Genomic DNA, 23,109 nt, shown 5'->3' with positions numbered 1-23,109 from the left:
GTGGACACATGGCTGGCGAGAATCAGACGGTGGTGTCGGCGCCGATCGCGAAGAAGGTGCCCGTCGAACGGGTGCACCACGGCGACACGTTCGTCGACGAGTACGAGTGGCTGCGGGACAAGGAAGATCCCGAGGTCATCGCGTACCTGGAGGACGAGAACGCCTACACCGCGGCGCGCACCGATCAGCTGCAGCCCCTGCGGGACAAGATCTTCGACGAGATCAAGGCGCGCACCCAGGAAACGGACCTGTCGGTGCCGACCCGGCTGGGGGAGTACTGGTACTACTCGCGCAGCTTCGAGGGCAAGCAGTACGGCGTGCACTGCCGCTGTCCGATCGACGCCGAGGCCGAGGGCATCGACGCCTGGACGCCGCCGCAACTCGAGGTCGACACCTCCATCGAGGGTGAGCAGGTGCTGCTCGACAGCAATGTGCTCGCCGAGGGCCTCGACTTCTTCGCACTCGGTGCGTTCTCGCTGAGCCACGACGGCAACCTGCTCGCCTACTCGGTCGACAGCACCGGCGACGAGCGCTACACCCTGCGCATCAAGGACCTGCGCACCGGCGAACTGCTGCCCGACGAGGTCGTCGGCGCCGCACCGGGGGCCACCTGGTCGCTGGACGGGACGCACATCTTCTATCAGACCGTCGACGAATCCTGGCGCCCCGACACCGTGTGGCGGCACCGCGTCGGTACCGCGTCCACCGACGACGTGAAGGTCTTCCACGAGCCGGACGAGCGCTACTGGGTGAGCGTCGGCGCCACCCGCTCCGAGAAGTACCTGATGATCTGGCTGGGTTCCAAGATCACCACCGAGGGCTGGGTGCTGGAGTCGGACAACCCCGAGGGCGAGTTCCGCGTGCTGCTGCCACGGCGCGAGGGTGTGGAGTACTCGGCCGAGCACGCGGTGATCGCGGGTGCGGACCGTTTCCTGATCCTGCACAACGACGTGGTCGACGGCGTGAAGGCGGAGAACTTCGTGCTCGCCGAAGCGCCTGCCACCGACCCGTCGGACATGACGATCCTGATCGGGCACCGCGAGGACGTGCGGCTCGAGGACATCGACGCCTTCGCCGACCACCTGGTACTCGGCTACCGCCGCGGCGCCCTGCCCCGCCTCGCGGTGTGGCCGCTCACCCCGGCGGGCTACGGCGAGCTGACCGAACTCGAGTTCGGGCTCGAATTGTTCTCCGCCGGTATGGGATCCAGCCCGGAATGGGAGCAGCCGACGCTGCGGGTGGGTGTCACCTCGTTCATCACCCCGATGCAGGTGTTCGACTATGTGCCCGCCACCGGGGAACTGCTGCTGCGCAAGGAGCAGCCGGTGCTCGGTGGCTACAACGCCGAAGACTATGAGCAGCATCGTGATTGGGCAGTGGCCTCCGACGGCACCCGCATCCCGATCTCGCTGATCCAGCGGCGCGATCTGCCCGCCGGGCCAAAGCCGATGTTGCTGTACGGGTACGGCTCCTACGAGGCCAGCATCGATCCGTCGTTCTCGGTGTCGCGGCTGTCGCTGCTGGATCGTGGCATGGTGTTCGCGGTGGCCCATGTGCGCGGCGGCGGCGAGATGGGTCGGCTCTGGTACGAGCACGGCAAGACCCTGTCGAAGATGAACACCTTCACCGACTTCGTCTCCGTCGCAAGCCATCTCGTCGACGCGGGGACCACCGCACCCGACCGGCTCGTCGCCGACGGCGGCAGTGCGGGCGGTCTGCTGATGGGCGCGGTGGCCAACCTGGCGCCGGAGCTGTTCGCGGGCATCCTGGCCAATGTCCCGTTCGTCGACCCGCTCACCTCCATCCTCGATCCGTCGCTGCCGCTGACGGTGATCGAGTGGGACGAGTGGGGAAATCCGTTGGCCGACAAGGACGTCTACGAGTACATGAAGTCGTACTCGCCGTACGAGAACGTCGAGGCCAAGGACTATCCGCCGATCCTGGCGATCACCAGCCTCAACGACACCCGTGTGCTGTACGTGGAGCCGGCCAAGTGGGTCGCCAAGCTGCGCGCCACCAAGACCGGTGACAGTGAAGTGCTGCTGAAAACGGAGATGAGCGCGGGCCACGGCGGGGTGAGCGGCCGCTACGAGAAGTGGAAGGAAGTCGCGTTCGAGTACGCCTGGGTGCTGGACACCGTCGGCCTCGCCGACAAATAGACGCTCGCTACTGTTCATCGCGCAACCACGTGGACGTCACCTCCGGCTGCCATCGTTGACACATGAACGGCGAGCTGATCGTTTCGGTGTCGGGAATCCGGGATACCACGCGCGATGCCGCGATCGAGTTCGCGGAGCTGATGGATCAGCGCGGGGTGCGGCTGTCGTTGCTGGTCGCGCCCCGGCTGAAGGGCAAATACCGGCTGGTCGACGATCCGGCGACGCAATCGTGGTTGCGCGGGCGGCGGCTGGCCGGTGACGCCATCGTGCTGCACGGCTACGACCAGGCGGCCACCAAGTCGCGGCGGGCCGAATTCGCCACGCTGCCCCGGCACGAGGCGACGCTGCGGCTCAAAGCGGCCGATCGGGTGATGGAACAGGTGCAGTTGCGCACCCGGCTGTTCGCGGCCCCGCGCTGGGACGCCTCCGCCGGTGCGCTCGCCGCGCTCCCCGACGTGGGTTTCCGCCTCGCCCTCGGCCTGACCACCATGCTCGACCTGGAAAACAATGTGGCGCAGCGTTCGCGGGTGTACGGCATCGGCGAGGGCTTCCGGGCCGAACCCTGGTGGTGCCGGGCGCTGGTGATGGGCGCGGCCCGCACGGCCCGGCGCGGCGGCGTCCTGCGCCTGGCGATCTCGGGGGCGCAGTTGCAGCGCTCGGGCCCGCGCCAGGCCGTGCTCGACGCGGTCGACCTCGCGCTCTACCACGGCGCCCGGAGCACTGTTTACCGCTGGGAGCCGGTCCCGGCGAGCAAAGCCGCCTGACCGGCCCCGCCGCGCGCGTATCGGCGATCACCCGCGCGCGGCGGCGGCCTATCGGCTGCCCTGCCTTCGCTGTCCGAATATTCGCGCTGTAATCGTGCCCGTTTCGAAGCCGCCGGTCGGCTGCCACACGGTTACGATCCTCGAGCGTTATTCGAGGGTTTCCGCTAGTTGTGCGAACACGGCAGGAGGCAGCGCTGATGACGGGCACCGCGACGAAAGCCGCGACCACCACGAAATACCTGTCCTGGGTGACATTGGCGCTGATGACCACGAGTTCGGTGGCGAGTCTGCGGTCCGCACCGACAATGGCCGTCTACGGACTTGCCTGTGTTTTCCTCTACATCGTTCCCGCCGTTCTCTTTCTCATGCCGACTTCGCTGGTCGCGGCGGAATTGGCATCGGGCTGGGACGGCGGTGTCTACAAATGGGTGGGCGACGGCCTGAGTAAACCGCTGGGTTTCCTCGCGGTGTGGTGCCAGTTCGCCATGACGATTTTCTACTATCCGAGCCTGCTGGCTTATGTGGCAAGCACTTTCGCCTACATCATTCACCCCTCGCTCGCGTCGAACGGCCCGTACGTGGCGATCGTGATCATCACCGTCTACTGGGCGGGGGTGTATGTGTCCTCGCGCGGCACGACGACGGTGGCCGGGTTGTCCAGCATGGGACTGATCATCGGCACGCTGGTTCCCGGCACGCTGCTCGTCGTCCTCGGGCTGGTATTCCTCGGCCAGGGCAATCCTTCGGCGGCACCGATGGACTCGGCGCATCTGCTGCCGGCCTGGACCGGCCTGGCGAGCCTGGTCCTGATCGTGAACAACTTCCTGTCCTACGCGGGGATGGAGATGAACGCGGTCCACGTGTCGTCGCTGCGCAATCCCGGCAAGGAATTCCCCAAGGCCATGGCATTGGCAGCAGGATTGGTGCTGGTCATCTTCATCCTGCCCGCCCTGGCGATCAGCTGGGTGGTGCCCTCGGCCAGCCTGAGTCTGACGGCCGGTGTGATGCAGGCGTTCGACGGATTCTTCAGCCACTTCCACATCGGATTCCTCACCCCGATCGTCGGCATCGCCCTGGTGGCAGCCGCGCTGGGCGGGATGCTCACCTGGCTGGCCGGACCGTCCAAGGGGCTGCTGCTGATCGGGCGGAGCGAGGGCTATCTGCCGCCGGTTCTCACCCGGCTCAACAAGCACGGTGTGCAGCAGAACATGCTGGTCGCCCAGGGCGTTTTCACCACGGCCATCGCCTTGCTCTACGCACTGATTCCCAATGTGTCGAGCGCGTACTGGATTCTGTCGGTGATCACCACGCAGGTGTATCTCATCATGTATGTGCTGATGTTCGCCGCGGCCGCGAAATTGCGCCGCGACGACCCGGATCATCCCCGTGGTTACCGGGCGCCCGCGTTGTACGCGCTGTGTCTGCTCGGATCGGTGTCCTCGGTGGCGGCGTTCGCCATCGGTTTCGTGCCGCCGTCGCAATTCGGCAGCGGTAGTCCGCTGGTGTATTTCGCGATCGTCGGCGGTGGAATGGGCATCGTCGGGCTGCTCATTCCCTATCTGTTCTACCGGAATCGCCGGGAAAGCTGGAAGATCGCCGTTCCGCAGGAGGCTCAGTGATGAGTACCGCAGATGCCCCCGACCGCACCAGGATCTGGATATACCTCACGGCCGCCGTGCTGCTCGTCGTCTTCGCATTGATCGGGTTGCTCACCTTCGACGAAATCCACCGGAACAACGAGGCGACCGCGAAAGCCGAACAGCTGCACAGCAATTTGCTCGCCGCAGGCCTGCCCGCGCCCGAGCCGGATGTCATCGCCTCGGCGCTCGGTGACGACGGCGGCTCGGTGTGCCAGGACCCGGACGCGGCCCACATCAAGGCGAAATACCAAGCCGCACTGAGCAATGGTGCCTCCGGGCCCGGACAGCGCCCGGTGATCGGCTCGAAGGAGGCCGCCGAGGCGGTCGGCCAGGCGATCGCCGTCTACTGCCCGCAACACCTGGCCGACTACCGTGCACATCTCGACACCCTGCATCTCGACGACACGACGAAGTGAGGCCACCGATGACCAAGGCTCCCGATGTCGACGCGCTGCGCGCCAAGGTTTCCGGACTCATGGGCGAGGCGAAAAACGACCTCGCACAGCTGGTTTCGTTCCGATCCGTGGCCGACCCGCGCCAATTCCCGGCGGAAGGCTGCACGCAGGCAGCGCAATGGGTGGCCGATGCTTTCACCGAGCTCGGGCTGACGGTCGGCCTGCACGAGACGCCTGACGGCAGCAATGCTGTCATCGGGCATCGGCCGGGTCCGCCCGGCAGCCCGACGGTGCTGCTGTACTGCCACTACGACGTGCAACCACCACTCGATGACCAGGCATGGGAAACCCCGGTCTGGACGCTCACGGAGAAGGACGGCCGCTGGTACGGGCGCGGCGCCGCCGACTGCAAGGGCAATATCGTCACCCACCTCACGGCCCTGCGGGCGATGGGCCCCGACTTCCCGGTCGGCATCAAGCTGGTGGCGGAGGGCTCGGAGGAACAGGGCACCGGTGGGCTGGAGAAATTCGTCGTCGCGAATCCCGAGCTGCTCACCGCCGACGCCATCCTGGTCGCCGACTGCGGCAATTTCGCCGTCGGCCTGCCGACCTTCACCCAGACCCTGCGCGGGCAGGTGAATGTCGTCGTCACTGTGACGACCCTCGCCGGGCCGATGCATTCGGGCATGTTCGGTGGGCCCGCACCCGACGCGCTGGCGGCGATGATCCAGCTGCTGTCCTCTCTGCGTGACGAGCACGGCAACACCACCGTCGACGGCCTCACCGCCGACCAGCAGTGGACCGGGGTGCAATACCCGCCCAAGGACTTCCGGGCCGACGCGGGCGTCCTCGACGGCGTGGACCTGATCGGCGGCGGCACCGTCGCCGACATGCTGTGGGCACGTCCGGCGCTGACCGTGCTCGGCATGGACGTGCCCGCCGTGGTCGGCTCGTCGGCGGCGATCCAGCCGAGCACAAGGGCGCGGCTCAACCTGCGCATCCCGCCCGGCACCGACCCGCAACACGCCTACGAACTATTGGAAAAGCACCTGCGGGCGCACACACCGTGGAGCGCGCGGCTCGACATCGAACTGGAGGGGCTCGGCGAACCGTTCGTCGCCGCCGAACACGGCCCCGCCCGCGACGCGATGTCCGAGGCGATGGCGACCGCGTACGGCCGACCGGCCACGACGGAAGGCCAGGGCGGTTCCATCCCCCTGTGCAACGTCTTCGCCGACACCTACCCGAAGGCCGAGATCATGCTGATCGGGGTCGAGGAACCCAAGTGCCTCATCCACGCGCCCAACGAGAGCGTCGATCCGAGCGAGATCGAGCACATGGCGCTGGCCGAGGCGTTGTTCCTGAGCACCTTCGGGCGCTAGAACTGGTCCTGGTCCTCGGGGTCGATCACCCGGAACTCGGTACCGGCCGGTGCCATCTCGGCGAGGCGGCCGAAGTAGATGCCGTGCGCGGAGCGATCGATGATGCCGAAATGGATCGGCAGGGCGGTGCGTGGGTTGACCGCGCGCAGGTAGTCGACGGTGTCCCAGATCCGCATCCACGGGGCGACGGCCGGGATGGCGAGCACACCGACCGGCACCGGCGGCACCCACAGCGAGTCACCCGGATGCACCAGCTGGGCGGGATCGGCGGCGGTGCCCAACTGGAAGACCGTGTTGTCGATCACCGGGATCTCGGGGTGGATCACCGCGTGCCGGCCGCCGCCACCGGTGATCTGTAAGTCGCCGATGTCGAGCACCTGACCGGCCGATACCGGCTCCCAACCCTCGCTGCGCTGCTGGGCGGTCTGCGGATCGGACAGCAGCCGGGCGCCCGGATTGGCGTCGATCAGGTCGGCGATCCGGTTCGGGTCGATGTGGTCGGGGTGCTGGTGGGTCACCGCGATCGCGTCCAGACCGGTGATGCCCTCGAACCCGTGCGCGAACGTGCCGGGATCGAACAGCACTTTCGCGCCGTGCAGTTCCACGAGGATGCAGGAATGGCCGAAGTGGGCGATACGCATGAACCCGATGCTAAGCGCCACAGACCCCGGAGGGCTGGCACGACGGCCGGGTCAACTAGGATTTCTGAGGTAACCCCCACACCACATGAGGAGCATTGCGTGGCACGAGTCGTGGTCGAGGTCATGCCGAAGGCCGAGATTCTGGACCCCCAGGGGCAGGCCGTGGTCGGCGCGCTCCCACGTCTGGGATTCGCCGGCATCTCGGATGTACGGCAGGGCAAGCGATTCGAGCTCGAGGTGGACGACAGCGTCTCCGACGCCCAGCTCGAACAGATCGCCGAGGCGCTGCTGGCCAATACGGTGATCGAGGACTGGAAGGTCGTCCGGGTCTCATGAGTGCTCGCATCGGGGTCATCACGTTCCCGGGCACGCTCGACGATGTCGACGCGGCCCGCGCGGTGCGCCTGGCGGGCGCCGACGCGGTGAGCCTGTGGCACGCCGACGCCGACATCAAGGATGTCGACGCGGTGATCGTGCCCGGTGGCTTCTCCTACGGCGACTACCTGCGCTGCGGCGCCATCGCCCGGTTCGCGCCGGTGATGGGCGAAGTGGTCCGGGCCGCCGGTCAGGGCCTGCCGGTGCTCGGCATCTGCAACGGCTTCCAGGTGCTGTGCGAGGCCGGGCTGCTGCCCGGTGCGCTCACCCGCAACGAGGGCCTGCACTTCATCTGCCGGGACGAGTGGCTCACGGTCGAGGCGACGAACACCGCCTGGACCTCGCGGTACGAGCCGGGCGCGCAGATCCTCATCCCGCTCAAGTCGGGCGAGGGCCGTTTCCAGGCGTCGACGAAGGCGCTCGACGAGCTGGAGGGGGAGGGCCGCGTGGTGTTCCGCTACTCCGGCGAGAACCCGAACGGTTCGCAGCGCGGAATCGCCGGTATCTCCTCGGCCGACGGCCGGGTCGTCGGCCTGATGCCGCACCCCGAGCACGCCACCGAGGCGCTCACCGGGCCGAGCGACGACGGTCTCGGGATGTTCTTCTCCGTGATCGACAGCTTCGTCAACGCCTGAATCAGTCCAACCGGTCGATGATGTCGAAGTCGACCCCGTCGGCCCGCGCCAGGTGCGTGGGGCCGACGGCCTGATTGCCGAGGAAACCGCGCCGGGTGGCCGGGCTGTCGACGGCGAGACCCTCGGCCAGCCGGGCCTGCAGGGTCGGCACGTCGAGCGTGCCGACGGTGTCGGCCACGCTGCGCAGCAGATGCACCGCCTCATAGGTGGAGTTGCCGAACGTTGTGAGCCCCGGGGCGAATTTCCCCTGGTGGCGGCGGTAGCGAGCGCGGCGGTCGTCGCTGTCGTCGAGGAAGAAACTCGAGGCGACATACAGATTCGTATTGGCGCCGGGCCCCGCGCTGAGCAGCACGTTCTCGTCCACCGCGGGGCTGAGGCGCGGTAGGAAAGTCGGTAGTCCCACGGCGGTGAACTGCTTGTTGAAGCGGGCGGTGTCGGCGCCGACCATCAGGATCAGGACGGCGTCGGCGAACAGCAGGGCGGGTTCGTCGAGGAAGCTCGCGAAATCCGTGGTGCCCATCGGCACATAGCGTTCCAGCACGATATCGGCGGGTGAGGGCAGCGCGCGACGCAGCGCGTGCGCGGTCTGGCGCGGCCAGACGTAGTCGTTGCCGATCACCGCCCAGCGGCGCACCCCCAGCTCCCGGCCCATCCAGGCGGCGGCGGGCACGGTCTGGTGATCGGGATGTTCGCCGACCATCAGCACGCCCGCGCGTTCGTCGGGCAGGCCTTCGTGATCGGTGGCGTACAGATACGGCACCCGGCTGTCGACGGCCGTGGCCACCGCACGGCGCACGGCCGAGGTGTGCCAGCCGGTGATCGCGCCGACCATTCCGGTGGCCAGCAGTGCCTCGACTTCGTTGGCGACCACGCTCGGTGGGCGGCCGCCGTCGATGGTCGTGAGCCGGATCTCGCGGCCGAGAATTCCTGTGCCGCTGTTGATTTCGTCTACAGCCAGTGATATCGCCGCAGTACACGACGGTGCGATGATGCCACCCGGGCCCTGGGTGGGCACGATCGAGAGAATCTCGATCGTCTCATCCCGGCTCTCGTCGAAGGTGGGCATTCTGTACTCTATCGCCTAGCTCGAGCAGCATTGTTCGAATGAATTTCTCGGCAGGTGGGAATGCGATCGGTGTCCATCATAAGTGGCTGTTCCACACTGCACGGCGCGCTGCGCTCGGCAGAGCGAAATTGGGTTCGCCGATTAGACGCGGCGCTGTCGGCCGACAATCTCACCGATGACCACTGGGCGATTCTCACCCAGCTGTCCACCGAGCACGGCGTGACCATGTCGGAGCTGGCCTCGCAGGCCCGCCTGGCCCCGTCCTCGGCCACCCGGCACGCCGACAATCTCGCCGAGCGCGGCCTGATCTTCCGCGTCGCGGCAACCGATGACCGGCGTCGGATTCTCATCGGACTGAGCAGCCTCGGCGCCAAGCTCGTGGCCAAGATCCGGCGCGAAGAACAGCTGGCCGAAGAGGAGTTGAAGGCGCGGCTGGGAGCCCGACGCTACAACGACCTCGTCGCCGCCCTCGCAGTCATCGCCGACCAGTAGCGGGTGCCGGTCCCGGCGTTCGGCCGCCGGAGCCGACGGTATTGCCCCTAGGATCGGCCCTATGCCGGTATCTCTGACTGCGGCCACGGCCAGTGGATTGTGTGCGTTCATCGATGCTTCGCCGTCGCCTTTTCATGTGTGCGCGACCGTCGCGGCGGAATTGGATGCCAATGGCTTCACGCCGTTGACCGAGGCGCAGTCCTGGGACGACGCGGGTGGGAAACACTATGTGGTCCGTGGCGGTTCGCTGATCGCCTGGGCCGATTACGACGCGGCGCCCGCCGACCCGTTTCGCGTGGTCGGGGCGCATACCGACAGCCCCAATCTGCGGGTGAAGCAGCATCCGGATCTGGCCGGGTTCGGGTGGCAGCTGGTCGGGCTCGAGCCCTACGGCGGTGCCTGGCTGAATTCGTGGCTCGACCGGGAGCTGGGGATCTCGGGGCGGCTGAGTGTGCGCGACGGTGCACGGATGCGCGACGTGCTGGTGCGCGTCGACGAACCGATTCTGCGGGTGCCGCAGCTGGCGATCCACCTGTCCGAGGACCGGCGCGGGGTGACGCTCGACCCGCAACGTCACGTGAACGCCATCTGGGGCATCGGTGATTCGCCCGCCTCGTTCCTGGATTTCGTGGCCGAGCGTGCCGGGGTGGACGGCGACTCGGTGCTCGGCTGGGAACTGATGACCCACGATCTGGCGCCGAGCACCATCGTCGGCCGCCGGCACGACCTGGTGAGCGCGCCGCGCCTGGACAATCAGGGCACCTGTTACGCCGGACTTCAGGCGTTCCTCGCCGCCGCCGACGACCCCGGCGCGGCCACGGCGGTACTGGTGATGTTCGACCACGAGGAAGTGGGCAGCCAGTCCGATCGCGGCGCCCAATCGGATCTGCTGCCTGCCGTGCTCGAGCGGATCGTGCTCGCCCGTGGCGGTGGACGCGCGGACTACCTTGCCGCGCTTGCCGGTTCGGTGGTCGCCTCCGGTGACATGGCCCATGCCACGCACCCGAACTATCCCGACCGGCACGAACCCGCGCACCGGATCGAGGTCGGCGGCGGGCCGGTGCTCAAGGTCAACCAGAACCTGCGCTACGCCACCGACGCCGCCGGGGCCGGGGCGTTCGCGCTGGCGTGCGCCCAGGCCGAGGTGCCGTTGCAGCGATATGTGCACCGCGCCGACCTGCCGTGTGGATCGACCATCGGCCCGATGACCGCGGCCCGCACCGGCATTTCCACCGTCGACGTGGGCGCACCGCAGCTGGCCATGCATTCGTGCCGCGAACTGATGGGCGCCGCCGACATCCCCGCCTACGCCTCGGCGCTGGCCGCCTTCCTCACGCCGACGCCACTGGACTGAGGCCGATAGGTGATCACGGCGTACACCAGGACCGCGAAAGTGGCCCACACGTAAGTACTTCCGATGATCTGCTGCCACCACGCCCAGTCGAGCTCGTGATCGCGGTTGTGCGGCAGCAACCATTGCGGGCCGATGATGAAGACCACCGTGAACACGGCGACCAGCGTCGTGAACGCGCGCGAACGCCTGCGCACCGCCAGGTCGACGGCGACGACCAGCGCCAGGGCCACCCACACCCAGTGATGCGACCACGACACCGGCGAGACGAGCAGGATCGCGGCGGCGTTCACCAGCATGGCCGCCACGTCGCGTCCCGCCTCGATGAGCCGGTACATCCATATCGCTGCCAGCGTGATCGTCAACGCCGACAACAGGATCCAGAGCGCGGTGGCCACCGAGGAGTCGATGCCCAGTCGGTACAGAGTGCCCTTGATCGATTGGTTCCCGGCGAAATACGGAGTGCCGATGCGGCCGGTGTCGGTGACGGTGTGGAACCAGTACTCGACCGAATCACTCGGGAAGAGCAGGAAGCCGACGCCGACGGCGCCGGCGGCCGAAACCACAAGCGTCGCCGCGGCTTTCCAATCGCGGCGCAGCAGGAAATACAGCAGGTAACCGGCCGGGATCAGCTTGATCGACACGGCGATGCCGATCAGCATTCCGCGCGGCCAGAACGGTTTGCGCACCAGGATGTCGACGGTGACCGCCGCCATGAGGATCAGATTGATCTGCCCGAAGTTGACCGTCTGCCGCACCGGTTCCAGGAACTGCGCCAAGCCGAGACCGGCGATCACCACGGCGAGCACCGTGATCCGGTCGAACTCGGGCCGCACCCGGATGAGAACGAGCCACAGCGCGATCGCCAGGCTGAGCAACGAGGTGGTGAGCACGAGCACCTCGGCCGCGACCAGTGGCAACAGAGCGAGCGGGACGAAGAACAACGCGGCGAGCGGGGGATAGGTGAACGGCAGCCCGAGCCCGCGCACCGGCGGCATCGGTCCGTAGAGGTCGCCGCCGTCGAGCCAGACACGGGCACCGGTGCGGTACACCTGCAGGTCGATGAAGGCGGTCCACCAGTTCGCGGCGAAGGCGATCACGCCGGAGACCACGAACAACGCGATCGCGGCGGCCAGTAGGCGCCGTTGCCGACCCGGCCGCGAGTTCTGTTCCCGATCCCGGGCGCCCGACGCGATGCGCGCGGAAAACGGCGGCTCTACCTGCTCGGCAACCCCCGGACTTTCGTTCACGGCGCCAGCGTAACGGGTGCTCACCGCGGCGAACCGCAAGTGTGATCAGACCGGATCCGCGCACCACCGGCGGCCGGGGAGTACAGGCGGCGGGCCGCGACGGCCCTACCGATAGACTCGGAGCCAAGTTCCCCCCGGCCGAAAGGACCCTGGTCTCCCGTGACACTGCAGGTCGACACCGTCGCCACCGCCGCAGCCACCCCGGATGCTCCGCAGCCGTACAAGGAACTCGGTCTCAAAGACGACGAGTACGCCCGCATCAAGGAGATTCTCGGCCGTCGGCCCACCGACGCCGAGCTGGCCATGTACTCGGTGATGTGGAGCGAGCACTGCTCCTACAAGTCCTCGAAGGTGCACCTGCGCTACTTCGGTGAGACCACCACCGACGAGATGAAGGCCTCGATGCTGGCCGGTATCGGCGAGAACGCCGGTGTGGTCGACATCGGCGACGGCTGGGCCGTCACCTTCAAGGTCGAAAGCCACAACCACCCGTCGTACGTGGAGCCGTACCAGGGCGCGGCCACCGGCGTCGGCGGCATCGTGCGCGACATCATGGCCATGGGCGCGCGCCCGATCGCGGTGATGGACCAGCTGCGCTTCGGCGCGGCCGATGCCCCCGACACCCGTCGCGTGGTCGACGGGGTGGTGCGCGGCATCGGCGGCTACGGCAACTCCCTCGGCCTGCCCAATGTCGGCGGCGAGACGGTGTTCGACGCCTCCTACCAGGGCAACCCCCTCGTGAACGCGCTGTGCGCCGGCGCGATGCGCGTGGAAGACCTGCACCTGGCCTTCGCCTCCGGCGCGGGCAACAAGATCATCCTGTTCGGCGCGCGCACCGGCCTTGACGGCATCGGTGGCGTGTCGGTGCTCGCCTCCGACAGCTTCTCCGGCGACGAGTCCGGCACCGGCCGCAAGAAGCTGCCCGCCGTGCAGGTGGGCGACCCGTTCACCGAGAAGGTGCTCATCGAGTGCTGTCTCGACCTGTACAAGGCCGGCCTCGTGGTCGGCATCCAGGACCTCGGCGGCGCCGGACTGTCCTGTGCCACTTCCGAACTCGCCGCGGCGGGCGACGGCGGCATGCACATCGACCTCACCAAGGTGCCGCTGCGCGCCAAGCACATGACCCCCGCCGAGATCCTGTCGAGCGAGTCGCAGGAGCGCATGTGCGCGGTGGTCACCCCCGAGAACGTCGACGCGTTCATGGCGGTGTGCAAGAAGTGGGACGTGCTGGCCACCGTCATCGGTGAGGTCACCGACGGCGACCACCTCGTCATCAGCTGGCACGGCGAGACCGTGGTCGACGTGCCGCCGCGCACCGTCGCCCACGAGGGCCCGGTGTACGAGCGCCCTGTGCAGCGCCCGGACTACCAGGACGCGCTGATCGCCGACACCACCACGAACCTGCCCCGGCCCAAGACCGCCGACGAGCTGCGCGAAACCCTGCTGACCATGCTGGCCAGCCCGCAGCTGTGCAGCCGCAAGTGGATCACCGAGCAGTACGACCGCTACGTGCGCGGCAACACCGTGCTCGCCGAGCACGCCGACGCGGGCGTGGTTCGCATCGACGAGACCTCGGGCCGCGGCATCGCCCTGGCCACCGACGCCTCGGGTCGCTACACCAAGCTCGACCCCTACACCGGCGCCCAGCTGGCGCTGGCCGAGGCCTACCGCAACGTCGCGACCACCGGCGCCACCCCGAAGGCCGTCACCAACTGCCTGAACTTCGGTTCGCCGGAGGACCCGGGCGTGATGTGGCAGTTCCAGCAGGCCGTGCGCGGCCTCGCGGACGGTTGCGCGGCGCTCGGCATCCCGGTCACCGGCGGCAACGTGAGCTTCTACAACCAGACCGGCAAGGACGCCATCCTGCCCACCCCGGTGGTCGGCGTGCTCGGCGTGATCGACGACGTGCACCGACGCATCCCGACCGGCCTCGGCCTCGAGCCGGGTGAGTCGCTGATCCTGCTCGGCGACACGCACGACGAACTCGACGGCTCCATCTGGTCGCAGGTGGTGCACGGTCACCTCGGTGGTGTGCCGCCCAAGGTCGACCTGGCCCGGGAGAAGCTGCTGTCGGAGGTGCTCGTCTCCGGTTCGCGCGACGGCATGATCTCGGCCGCCCACGACCTGTCCGAGGGCGGTCTCGCGCAGACCGTCGTCGAGGCCGCGCTGGCCGGTGAAACCGGTTGCCGCATCGTGCTTCCCGAGGGCAGCGACCCGTTCGTGCAGCTGTTCTCCGAGTCGGCCGGGCGCGTGCTCGTCGCGGTGCCGCGCTCGGAGGAGACCCGGTTCACCAAGATGTGCGACGCGCGGCAGCTGCCGTGGGTGCGCATCGGCGTGGTCGACCAGGGTTCGGATTCGATCGAGGTGCAGGGCCAGTTCTCGGTGACGCTCGCGGAATTGCGTGAGGTTTTCGAGGGCACGCTGCCTAAGCTGTTCGGAGCGCACACCTAGAGCAGGAGGAGCCGAGCTTGACCACATCGGAGACGAGCTCGGCACCCACCGGCGCCACCGCTGCACCCGCCGACAATCCGTTGTTGCGCGGAGTGCACCTGGCGGAACGGTTCTTCCACCCGAACTACACCGGGTTGCTCGTGGCGACCATGCTGTTCGGCTGGTCGCTCACACCGTCGCTGCTGCCGCGCGACTGGTTCTTCCAGGGTCTGGTCAGCGGCATCAATGCCACGATCGGGTACGGCCTCGGGTGTGCGTTGGCCTGGGCTTGGCGGCGGTGGGTGGTGCCGCGGGTGACGGTGCCGGAGCAGCTCGCCGCGTGGTGGGCGGAGCGTCCGCGGTGGACGCCGATGGCGGTGAAGGCGCTGATCGTGGTGGCGTGCGTGGTGTTCGCGGTGCTGATGTCGATCCAATCGGGCCGCTGGCAACGCGAGATCACCGATCTGATGGGGATGGCGCCGGTTTCGGACTCGTACGCGCGCACGGTGCTGCTCGGCGCCGCCGTGGTCGGGCTGCTGATCTGGATCGCGCGTGGAGTGCGCAAGTTGGTGCGTGCGGTGGCGCGCGGTCTCAATCAGTGGATCCGGGTGCCCGCGTCGTTCGCGCGACCGCTCGGGGTGCTGATCGTGGTGATCGGCGCGGTGCTGCTGTTCAACGGCGTGCTGGCGAAAGCCTTTTTCACCGTGGCGAATTCGGCGTTCAGCGCGCGCAACAGCCACACTTCCGCGCACGCGATCCAGCCGACGCTGCCCGAACGATCCGGCAGCCCCGGCTCGCTGGCGGCGTGGGAAACGCTCGGTTCCGAAGGCCGCTGGTTCGTCTCGAACGCACCGACCGCCCTCGCCATCAGCCAGGTCACCGGCAAACCGGCCCGCGAACCCATCCGGGTATACGCGGGGCTGGAATCGGCCGACGGATTCGAGGCGCAAACCGACCTGGCCGTGGCCGAACTCGAACGAACCAAGGCTTTCGACCGCAAGGTGCTGGTGGTGATCAGCACCACCGGCACCGGCTGGGTCGACTCGACCAGTGCCGAATCGGTCGAGTTGATGTTCGGCGGGGACAGCGCTCTGGTCGCCACCCAGTACTCGTACCTGCCGAGTGCGCTGTCGTTCCTGTCCGACCGGGACAAGTCGATGAGCATGGGCCGCATGCTGTTCGACAAGGTGTACGAACGCTGGTCGACGCTGCCCGAGAACGCTCGGCCCAAGCTGCTCGTCTACGGGGAGAGCCTCGGTTCCCAGGGGTCGGAGGGCGCGTTCTCCGGGCTGGCCGACATCCGCAACCGCACCGACGGTGTGCTCTGGGTCGGCCCGCCCAACTCCAACCGGCTGTGGTCGGAATTCGTCGCCCGCCGTGATCCGGGGACCGACGAGATCACCCCGATCTTCGCCGACGGGCTCTCGGTGCGCTTCGCCGCCAGCGCCGATCAGCTCGCCCGGCCGTCGGACAACTGGACCGATCCGCGCATCGTGTACCTGCAGCATGCCTCGGACCCGGTGGTGTGGTGGTCGCCCGATCTGCTGTTCAGCAGGCCCGACTGGCTCACCGAGAAACGTGGTCCCGATGTGTCACCGGCGATGTCGTGGTATCCGATCGTCACCTTCTGGCAGGTGGCGGCGGATCTGCCACGCGCGCAATCGGTCTCGAACGGACACGGCCACAACTACGGGAACCTGGTGCCCGATGCCTGGGCAGCGATCGCTCGACCACCGGACTACACACCGGAATTGGCGCAGCGGATCCGGCTGTTCCTCGACGAATCCGCGGCCACCGAGCATCAACTGAAGTAGCCGAACCCCTCGATCGGCTACTTGCGGCTACGACACCGACTTGAACGGATTGTGTTCGGCGATCAGCTGTTCGATGCGTGCCTCGTCGAGGCGGCTCATCACGGTCTGGGTTTCCTGCTGATCGCGCACCACCTTGGCGAGGGTGAAGCAGCTCGTCACCAGGAACAGGCCAGACATGGCGAGGAAGGCGCGCTGCCAGCCGTCCAGCGGCAGGTAGGCGATGCCCGCGCCGGTACCGAACAGGCTGACGGCGAAGGCGATTGCGGCCTGGGCCATGTAGGCCGTGGTGTTCTTCGGCTTGGCATTGGGTGTGCTCATGGAACAAGCATGGGCGGCGCAGGATTCGCGCGGGCGCGTGAAACTACTCACCGGCGATGGGTACTTGCCGAAAGTGACCGACCCACCACTCACAACGACTGCCCCTGGCGCGCCCGCCAGCCATACTTGATCGGTGTCTGCGACCGGGTCGACCCTCGTCACGCTGCGTACGCGCGGCAAGCGGGTGGTGCGCCGCGTCGAGGACATCGTCGATCTGAACTACCCCGGACTCGTCGTCGCCACCCTGTTCTTCGCGCTGTCGGTGACGCCGTCGCTGGTGCCGCGCGACTGGCTGTTCCAGGGGCTCATCAGTGGGATCAACGCGGCCATCGGGTACGGGCTCGGATGTGTGCTCGAGTGGGGGTTGCGGCGGTGGGCGCGGCCACGGATCCCGCTGGCGGGGCCGCCTGACCGGGTGCGATACGCCATCAAGGCCGTGGTGCTGGTGGTGTGCGCGGTCGTGGCAGCCGGGATGCTCGTGCAGTCGGCGCGCTGGCAGCGGGAGATCACTTCGCTGATGGGGATGGAGGGCACGACCACCCCCGCGTATCTGCGGACCGGGCTGCTCAGTGTGGCCGTGGGGGTGGCGGTGGTCGCGGTGTACCGAACGGTGCGCGCGCTGATCCTCGTGCTGGCCCGTCAGCTCAACCAGTGGGTGCGGGTGCCACGCGAATTGGCGCCGTCGGCCGGGGCATTGGTGCTGGTGGTGTTCGCGGTGACGGTGTTCAACGGGGTGGCCTCGCGGGCGTTCTTCGCCGTCGCCAACTCCGCGTTCAGTGTGCGCAACGACCGGACCACCGAGTACGCGGTGCAGCCCGTGGCACCGGAGAAGTCCGGGAGCCCGGCTTCGCTCGCGCCCTGGGAGACACTCGGTTTCGAAGGGCGATGGTTCGTCGCCAACGGTCCCGATGCCGCCGACATCGCCGCGGTGACGGGAAGGCCTGCGCGCGAACCGATCCGGGCCTATGTGGGGTTGGAATCGGTGCGCGGGGAGCAGACGGCGGCCGAGCTGGCGGTGGCCGAACTCGAGCGGACCAAAGCCTTCGAGCGGGCGGCGATGGTGCTGGTGACGACCACCGGGACCGGGTGGGTGAATGGGATGGCAGCCGGTTCGCTCGAATATCTCTACGGAGGTGACACGTCGATCGTGGCCACCCAGTACTCGTATCTGCCCAGCGTGTTGTCGTTTCTGTCCGACCGGGAGAAGGCCGCGGCGGCGAGCCGTGAGCTGTTCGACGCGGTGTACCGGCGGTGGTCGGCGCAGCCGGAACAGTTGCGGCCCAAGCTTTTCGTCTACGGGGAGAGTCTCGGGTCGCAGGGGTCGGAGGAGGCCTTCGACGGGCTGGCGGATCTGCGGGAGAAGGTCGACGGGGCGCTGTGGGTGGGGCCGCCCAATTCCAATCGGCTGTGGCGGCAGTTCGTGGCCCGGCGCGATCCGGGTTCGCGAGAGGTGGCGCCGGTGTACGCCGACGGGCTGGTCGTCCGGTTCGCCGATGACGCAACGGATTTCGACTCCCCAGAGGTATGGCGCGAGCCCCGCATCGCCTACCTGCAGCATCCCTCCGACCCGATCGTGTGGTGGTCGGCGGACCTGATCCTCACCCGGCCGGACTGGTTGCGTGAACCGCGTGGTGACGATGTGTCGACACAGATGCGCTGGGCGCCGTTCGTGACGTTCTGGCAGGTCACGGCCGATCTGACCAATGCGCAAGGGGTGTCGGACGGACACGGGCATCGGTACGGCAGCCTCGTGCTGGACGGGTGGTTGGCGGTGACGGGGCTGTCGGTGAGTGCCGATGTAGTCGAGAAGGCCAGGGGGGCAGTGGAATCCGCCGAGAAGCTGGAGCGGGAGGTGAAGTGAGAGCCGGGGAGAACGTGATTGGGGCCGGGCGGGAAGCGGGCACCGGGATCTGTGCGAATGAATCGGGTGCCGGGGTCTGGACGGTACCGGTAACGGGCGGTGCGCGTGAGATGAGAGCCGTGCGCGCGTTCATGCGGCGCCGGGCACGCGTGCGGAGCACTCGAGTGCGTCGAGTGGTCGAAGTCGGTGTGGCGCTGTGTATACCGCCGGTGTGGAACAACTGGGTTCTGCCTGCCCTCGGTCTGCCTCTGCGCGGACGATCGGTGGCCAACGTGCTGTTCGCCGGCGCGTACACCGGGGTGTTCAGTGGTCGCCCGAACTGGTTGTCCGCCAGTGGTTTACGGTGGGGTCTCGGTAGTTCTGCGGTGGTTCTCGCGGGTTACGGCGTGGTCTTGGCCGTTCCGGCACTGCGCAAGTTGCCCGCCGAAGTCGCGGTGCGCGTCCCCGAAACCTCCACCCTCGAATGGATCGCCGTCCACATTCCCGTCGGCACGGTCCTGGCCGAGGAAGCCGTCTTCCGCGCCACCCTCGACCCACTCCTCGATTCCCGCGGCTGCCCGCCCATCGTCGGCGCCGCCGACTTCGCCCTCTGGCACATCCACCCCGCCCGCACCGCGGGCGACTCCCTCCCCGTCACCCTGGCCGCGACCACCGTCGCCGGCCTGATCTTCAGCGCCCTGCGCCGCCGCGCCGACAGCGCCACCGCCCCGGCCCTCCTTCACCTCACGATCAACGCGGGCGGCGCCCTGTTGCCGACCCTGGCCACCTACGTCGAGACCCGACTTGCCGCCGGATCAGGCATCGGCCGGCTGCGAGGCCCGCTGACCATCCAGCCCTAGAGGCGGCCGCGATGTCGCGGACCGCGCTGCTCGGGCGACGGTTTCGCCCTTCTCGGCGCGTCCGGCAACTCGGGGCATACGGTCTCTCGATTGCTGTCGGGGGCGGTCGGTAGCGTCTCACGTCATGGCTGGTCGGAATGTGGTCGATCCCGCTCAGGTGCGGGCGGCGGTGTTGGCGGTGGCGCAGTGGCTCGGGGACGAGAGTGTGCCCGCGCCGGGGCGTACGGAGTTGGGGGCGGCGGTGAAGGGGACGGCGCGGGCGTTGGCGGCGAGTGCGCCGGGGCATTCGGTGGAGGTGCGGGTGCCACCGTTCGTCGCGGTGCAGTGCATCGAGGGGCCGCGCCATACCAGGGGGAATCCGCCGAATGTGGTGGAGACCGATGCGCGGACGTGGCTGTTGCTGGCCACCGGGCTGCTGGAGTTCGACGATGCCGTGTCCTCGGGTGCGGTCTCGGCGTCCGGGACCAGGGCGGCGGAAATCGGCGGTTGGCTGCCGATCGTTCCCCTCCCGACGCCGCGCTGACGAGCCGCCCGCGCGGCTGACGGCTCAGTCGGAGTTGTTCTTGCGGTGCAGGCCCTTGTAGTCGTAGTAACGGGTGATGATCGTGCCCGCCACGACGGCGATCGCGATGCCGAGCAGTGCCATCCAGATGCCCCGATCGAGGCCGGCCGAGTAGTTCGCGTCGAAGTACAGGATCGAGCGCACGCCGAGGAACACCTGGTGCATCGGTTCGAATTCGGCCAGCCAGGACAGGTAGGTCGGGGTCGCCTCGATGGGCACGGTGCCACCCGAGGACGGCAGGCCGAGGATGACGAACAGCACCAGGTTCACCAGCAGGCCCGCCGTGCCGAGCGCGGCCAGCGTCATCAGCGCCGTCCAGCCGACCGCGACCATGGCGAGCACCGAGTACAGGTACAGGGCGAGCGGATTGTCGATCGGCATGCCGACGAGCTTCGCCGCAAGCAGGAACACCGCCGAAACCACCACCGCGACAACTGTCGACACGCCCCACTTGACGAGCAGGGTGTGGAACCGGGAGATCGACGACGTCGGATAGTGCACGAACCACGGCCCGTACTCTGTTGGCACGAAACCGAACTGGGCGTCGACCATGGTGTGGATGACCATCGCCCCGACCATTCCCGCCAGCAGCAGGAGCAGGGCGTAGAAGAAGGCCGTCAGGCCCTGACCGGTGCCGGGAGGCAGCGGTCGGTACTCCTGGGTGACGGTGTCGATGGGACTTTCGAGACTCAGCATCGCCGCACCGGAGATCTGCGGCGCGGGCGCGCCCTCCGGCGTCTGCGCGAGGGTGGCCTGCACCTGATCGACCAGCTGGACACCGACCTGCTTGTCGACCTCGGCCAGCGCCTGCTCGCCGATCCGCTGCAGGATGGCGTCACCGTAGGCGCCCATGCGCGGATTGGTCTGCAGGGTGATGATGGGCTGTTCCATCTCGCCCGGCACGATCGAGCCCGCGCCGAGAATTCCCAGGCGTTTGCTGAAGTCGCCGGGGATGATGATCGCGCCGTACACCTGGCCGGTACGCAGCAACTGCTCGGACTCCGGCTTGCCGACCACCCGCAGGTCGATCTTGTCGGCGGGCACGTTCGCGACGAGCGCGTCGGTGACCTGCTTGCCGAAGTCGACCCGGCGCTGCTCACCACCGGTGTCGAGGACATCGCCCACATCGAGGTTCACCAGCGCGACCGGGAAATCGTGCAGATTCTTCTCCGGATCGGCCACATAACCCAGGTACATCACCCCCAGCAGGCCGGTGAGCACGGCGAGCACCAGTGTCGGGGCGAACACAATCTTGGCCCAGTGACGCCGAGGGCGCGTCGATGTGTCGAACATCGCTTGGCGGGCGGACGTCTTGCGGGAATCGCTCGGCGTCGACCTGGCGTTCTCACTGTTCGAACGCGATTCACCGGCTGCAACGTCTGCACTGTCGTCCGTCGTCACAATCGGCACGGTAACAGCTCGAAGCGGTCGATCAGCGTGTTCCGCGCGGAGATTGCTGCCGGGATGCGAGCACCCGTGGTACGCACCGGCAATTCACCCGTAGACTGACGAGTGCCCCCAGCCCGCCCGAACAGGGAGCAAACGGTGACCGACGCCGATCCGACGATCGACACAACATCCGCCATTTCCGACGAGCCCGAAAACGAGCCTCGCGAGGAGTGTGGCGTCTTCGGCGTCTGGGCTCCCGACGAGGACGTGGCCAAACTCACCTACTACGGCCTGTACGCGCTGCAGCATCGCGGACAGGAGGCGGCCGGTATCGCGGTCTCCGACGGCTCCCAGATCCTGGTCTTCAAGGATCTCGGCCTGGTGTCCCAGGTCTTCGACGAGCAGACGCTCGGCGCCATGCCCGGCCATATCGCGGTCGGCCATTGCCGCTACTCCACCACCGGTGGGGTCACCTGGGAGAACGCCCAGCCCATCTTCCGCACCACCGCCGTCGGCTCCGGCCTGGCGCTGGGCCACAACGGCAACCTGGTGAACACCGCCGAATTGGCCGGGCGCGCACGCGAACTCGGCCTGATCGGTGCGGGTGTGGTGAACGGTCGCCCGCAGATGACCGGTGCCACGTCCGACTCCGACATCGTCACCGCGCTGCTCGCGCACGCCTCGGCGGACTCGAGCATCGAGCAGGCCGCGATGGAACTGCTGCCGCAACTGCGCGGCGCCTTCTGCCTGACGTTCATGGACGAGCACACCCTCTACGCCGCGCGCGACCCGCACGGTGTGCGTCCGCTGGTGCTCGGCCGCCTCGATCGCGGATGGGTCGTCGCCTCGGAGACGGCCGCGCTCGACATCGTCGGCGCCGCCTTCGTCCGGGAGATCGAACCGGGCGAGCTGCTCGCCATCGACTCCGACGGTGTGCGCTCGCTGCGCTTCGCCAACCCCGAACCCAAGGGTTGCGTCTTCGAATACGTGTACCTGGCGCGGCCCGACACGACCATCGCGGGTCGTTCGGTGCATTCCACCCGCGTGGAGATCGGCCGCAAGCTGGCCAAGGAGAGCCCGGTCGAGGCCGACCTGGTGATCCCGGTGCCCGAGTCGGGCACGCCCGCCGCGGTCGGCTACGCCCAGGGCTCCGGCATTCCGTACGGCCAGGGCCTGATGAAGAACGCCTATGTGGGCCGCACCTTCATCCAGCCGAGCCAGACCATCCGTCAGCTCGGTATCCGGCTCAAGCTCAACCCGCTGCGCGAGGTGATCCGCGGCAAGCGGCTCATCGTCGTCGACGACTCCATCGTGCGCGGCAACACCCAGCGCGCCCTGATCCGGATGCTGCGCGAGGCCGGTGCGCTCGAGATCCATGTGCGCATCGCGTCGCCGCCGGTGAAGTGGCCGTGCTTCTACGGCATCGACTTCGCCTCGCGCGCGGAGCTCATCGCCAACGGCGCGGGCGGTTCCGACGACAGCTACGAGGCGATGGTCGAGAACGTGCGCCGCTCCATCGGTGCCGATTCGCTGGGCTACATCTCCACCGAGGGCATGATCGCGGCGACCGAGCAGCCGGCCTCGCGGCTGTGTACCGCCTGCTTCACCGGCGAGTACCCGATCGAGCTGCCGCAGGAGGCCGCCATCGGCAAGAACGTGCTCGAGGGGATGCTGTCGGGCCAGTCCGAGGCCGCGCTGCTCGGCGGCAATGTGAACGTCGACGCGCTCAGCCGCCCATAACCCGTT

20 protein-coding genes are annotated in these 23,109 nt (G+C 68.0%); 15 read left to right on the top strand and 5 right to left on the bottom strand.

What is annotated here, in order from left to right; genetic code table 11:
• The first annotated feature begins 8 nt into the window (after positions 1–8).
• The 5 genes from AB0F86_RS27485 to AB0F86_RS27465 all read left to right on the top strand — a co-directional run bounded on the left by AB0F86_RS27485 (position 9) and on the right by AB0F86_RS27465 (position 6,340).
• Entirely contained in the window at positions 9–2,159 is a 2,151-nt protein-coding gene (locus AB0F86_RS27485; protein ID WP_356986784.1) for a S9 family peptidase, read from the top strand.
• 62 nt (positions 2,160–2,221) lie between these two features.
• Entirely contained in the window at positions 2,222–2,923 is a 702-nt protein-coding gene (locus AB0F86_RS27480; protein ID WP_067640755.1) for a DUF2334 domain-containing protein, read from the top strand.
• 197 nt (positions 2,924–3,120) lie between these two features.
• Entirely contained in the window at positions 3,121–4,542 is a 1,422-nt protein-coding gene (locus tag AB0F86_RS27475) for an APC family permease (protein WP_225281300.1), read from the top strand.
• A complete protein-coding gene (locus AB0F86_RS27470) occupies positions 4,542–4,979 on the top strand; it encodes a hypothetical protein (RefSeq protein WP_356986787.1) in 438 nt (145 codons plus the stop codon). The genes AB0F86_RS27475 and AB0F86_RS27470 overlap by 1 nt, the downstream gene beginning before the upstream one ends.
• Before the next feature lie 8 nt (positions 4,980–4,987).
• Positions 4,988–6,340, top strand: a complete 1,353-nt coding sequence (locus tag AB0F86_RS27465; protein ID WP_356986789.1) for a dipeptidase — start codon at positions 4,988–4,990, stop codon at positions 6,338–6,340.
• Here AB0F86_RS27465 and AB0F86_RS27460 read toward each other — a convergent pair.
• Positions 6,337–6,981 (bottom strand): MBL fold metallo-hydrolase, encoded by a 645-nt coding sequence (locus AB0F86_RS27460; RefSeq protein ID WP_067492318.1) that lies wholly within the window; start codon positions 6,979–6,981, stop codon positions 6,337–6,339. The two genes, AB0F86_RS27465 and AB0F86_RS27460, sit on opposite strands and share 4 nt — an antisense overlap.
• Before the next feature lie 99 nt (positions 6,982–7,080).
• Between AB0F86_RS27460 and purS the strand changes: the two genes are divergently transcribed.
• Complete coding sequence (gene purS, locus AB0F86_RS27455) at positions 7,081–7,317, top strand: phosphoribosylformylglycinamidine synthase subunit PurS (RefSeq protein ID WP_056818769.1); 237 nt, start codon at positions 7,081–7,083, stop codon at positions 7,315–7,317.
• Complete coding sequence (purQ, locus tag AB0F86_RS27450) at positions 7,314–7,991, top strand: phosphoribosylformylglycinamidine synthase subunit PurQ (RefSeq protein WP_356986792.1); 678 nt, start codon at positions 7,314–7,316, stop codon at positions 7,989–7,991. The genes purS and purQ overlap by 4 nt, the downstream gene beginning before the upstream one ends.
• A 1-nt stretch (position 7,992) precedes the next feature.
• On the opposite strand, the gene AB0F86_RS27445 is transcribed toward purQ, so the two are convergent.
• A complete protein-coding gene (locus AB0F86_RS27445; protein ID WP_225281298.1) occupies positions 7,993–9,057 on the bottom strand; it encodes a substrate-binding domain-containing protein in 1,065 nt (354 codons plus the stop codon).
• 60 nt (positions 9,058–9,117) lie between these two features.
• Between AB0F86_RS27445 and AB0F86_RS27440 the strand changes: the two genes are divergently transcribed.
• On the top strand, positions 9,118–9,549 hold the full coding sequence (locus tag AB0F86_RS27440) for a MarR family transcriptional regulator (protein WP_181698713.1): 432 nt from the start codon (positions 9,118–9,120) through the stop codon (positions 9,547–9,549).
• Between the two features lie 61 nt (positions 9,550–9,610).
• Positions 9,611–10,903, top strand: a complete 1,293-nt coding sequence (locus AB0F86_RS27435; RefSeq protein WP_225281297.1) for a M18 family aminopeptidase — start codon at positions 9,611–9,613, stop codon at positions 10,901–10,903.
• Here the strand turns inward: AB0F86_RS27435 and AB0F86_RS27430 are convergent.
• Positions 10,855–12,150 carry a glycosyltransferase 87 family protein gene (locus tag AB0F86_RS27430; RefSeq protein ID WP_356986795.1) on the bottom strand — a complete coding sequence of 432 codons (1,296 nt, stop codon included), beginning with the start codon at positions 12,148–12,150 and terminating at the stop codon, positions 10,855–10,857. The two genes, AB0F86_RS27435 and AB0F86_RS27430, sit on opposite strands and share 49 nt — an antisense overlap.
• A gap of 159 nt (positions 12,151–12,309) precedes the next feature.
• On the opposite strand from AB0F86_RS27430, the gene purL reads away from it, so the two are divergent.
• Positions 12,310–14,601: a phosphoribosylformylglycinamidine synthase subunit PurL gene (gene purL / locus AB0F86_RS27425; RefSeq protein ID WP_356986796.1), complete on the top strand. Its 2,292-nt coding sequence runs from the start codon at positions 12,310–12,312 to the stop codon at positions 14,599–14,601.
• 17 nt (positions 14,602–14,618) lie between these two features.
• Positions 14,619–16,394, top strand: coding sequence for an alpha/beta-hydrolase family protein (locus tag AB0F86_RS27420; RefSeq protein WP_225281294.1), 1,776 nt, complete (start codon positions 14,619–14,621; stop codon positions 16,392–16,394).
• 27 nt (positions 16,395–16,421) lie between these two features.
• Here the strand turns inward: AB0F86_RS27420 and AB0F86_RS27415 are convergent, their stop codons facing one another.
• Positions 16,422–16,712 (bottom strand): YiaA/YiaB family inner membrane protein, encoded by a 291-nt coding sequence (locus tag AB0F86_RS27415; RefSeq protein WP_067492324.1) that lies wholly within the window; start codon positions 16,710–16,712, stop codon positions 16,422–16,424.
• A 133-nt stretch (positions 16,713–16,845) separates the two neighbouring features.
• On the opposite strand from AB0F86_RS27415, the gene AB0F86_RS27410 reads away from it, so the two are divergent.
• The 3 genes from AB0F86_RS27410 (at position 16,846) to AB0F86_RS27400 (ending at position 19,935) form a co-directional block, all read left to right on the top strand.
• A complete protein-coding gene (locus AB0F86_RS27410; RefSeq protein ID WP_356986798.1) occupies positions 16,846–18,573 on the top strand; it encodes an alpha/beta hydrolase in 1,728 nt (575 codons plus the stop codon).
• A 164-nt stretch (positions 18,574–18,737) separates the two neighbouring features.
• On the top strand, positions 18,738–19,412 hold the full coding sequence (locus AB0F86_RS27405; protein ID WP_356986800.1) for a lysostaphin resistance A-like protein: 675 nt from the start codon (positions 18,738–18,740) through the stop codon (positions 19,410–19,412).
• Between the two features lie 124 nt (positions 19,413–19,536).
• Positions 19,537–19,935, top strand: coding sequence for a sterol carrier family protein (locus AB0F86_RS27400; RefSeq protein WP_356986802.1), 399 nt, complete (start codon positions 19,537–19,539; stop codon positions 19,933–19,935).
• Between the two features lie 24 nt (positions 19,936–19,959).
• Here the strand turns inward: AB0F86_RS27400 and AB0F86_RS27395 are convergent, their stop codons facing one another.
• Positions 19,960–21,222, bottom strand: coding sequence for an ABC transporter permease (locus tag AB0F86_RS27395; RefSeq protein ID WP_356986804.1), 1,263 nt, complete (start codon positions 21,220–21,222; stop codon positions 19,960–19,962).
• A 297-nt stretch (positions 21,223–21,519) separates the two neighbouring features.
• Here AB0F86_RS27395 and purF point away from each other — a divergent pair, with 297 nt between their 5' ends.
• Positions 21,520–23,103: an amidophosphoribosyltransferase gene (purF, locus tag AB0F86_RS27390; protein ID WP_181698707.1), complete on the top strand. Its 1,584-nt coding sequence runs from the start codon at positions 21,520–21,522 to the stop codon at positions 23,101–23,103.
• Positions 23,104–23,109: the final 6 nt, after the last annotated feature.

The organism is Nocardia sp. NPDC023733, from assembly GCF_040639775.1.
In the GTDB taxonomy this organism is placed as follows: domain Bacteria; phylum Actinomycetota; class Actinomycetes; order Mycobacteriales; family Mycobacteriaceae; genus Nocardia; species Nocardia rosealba.
This window is presented reverse-complemented; position numbering and strand designations above follow the sequence as displayed.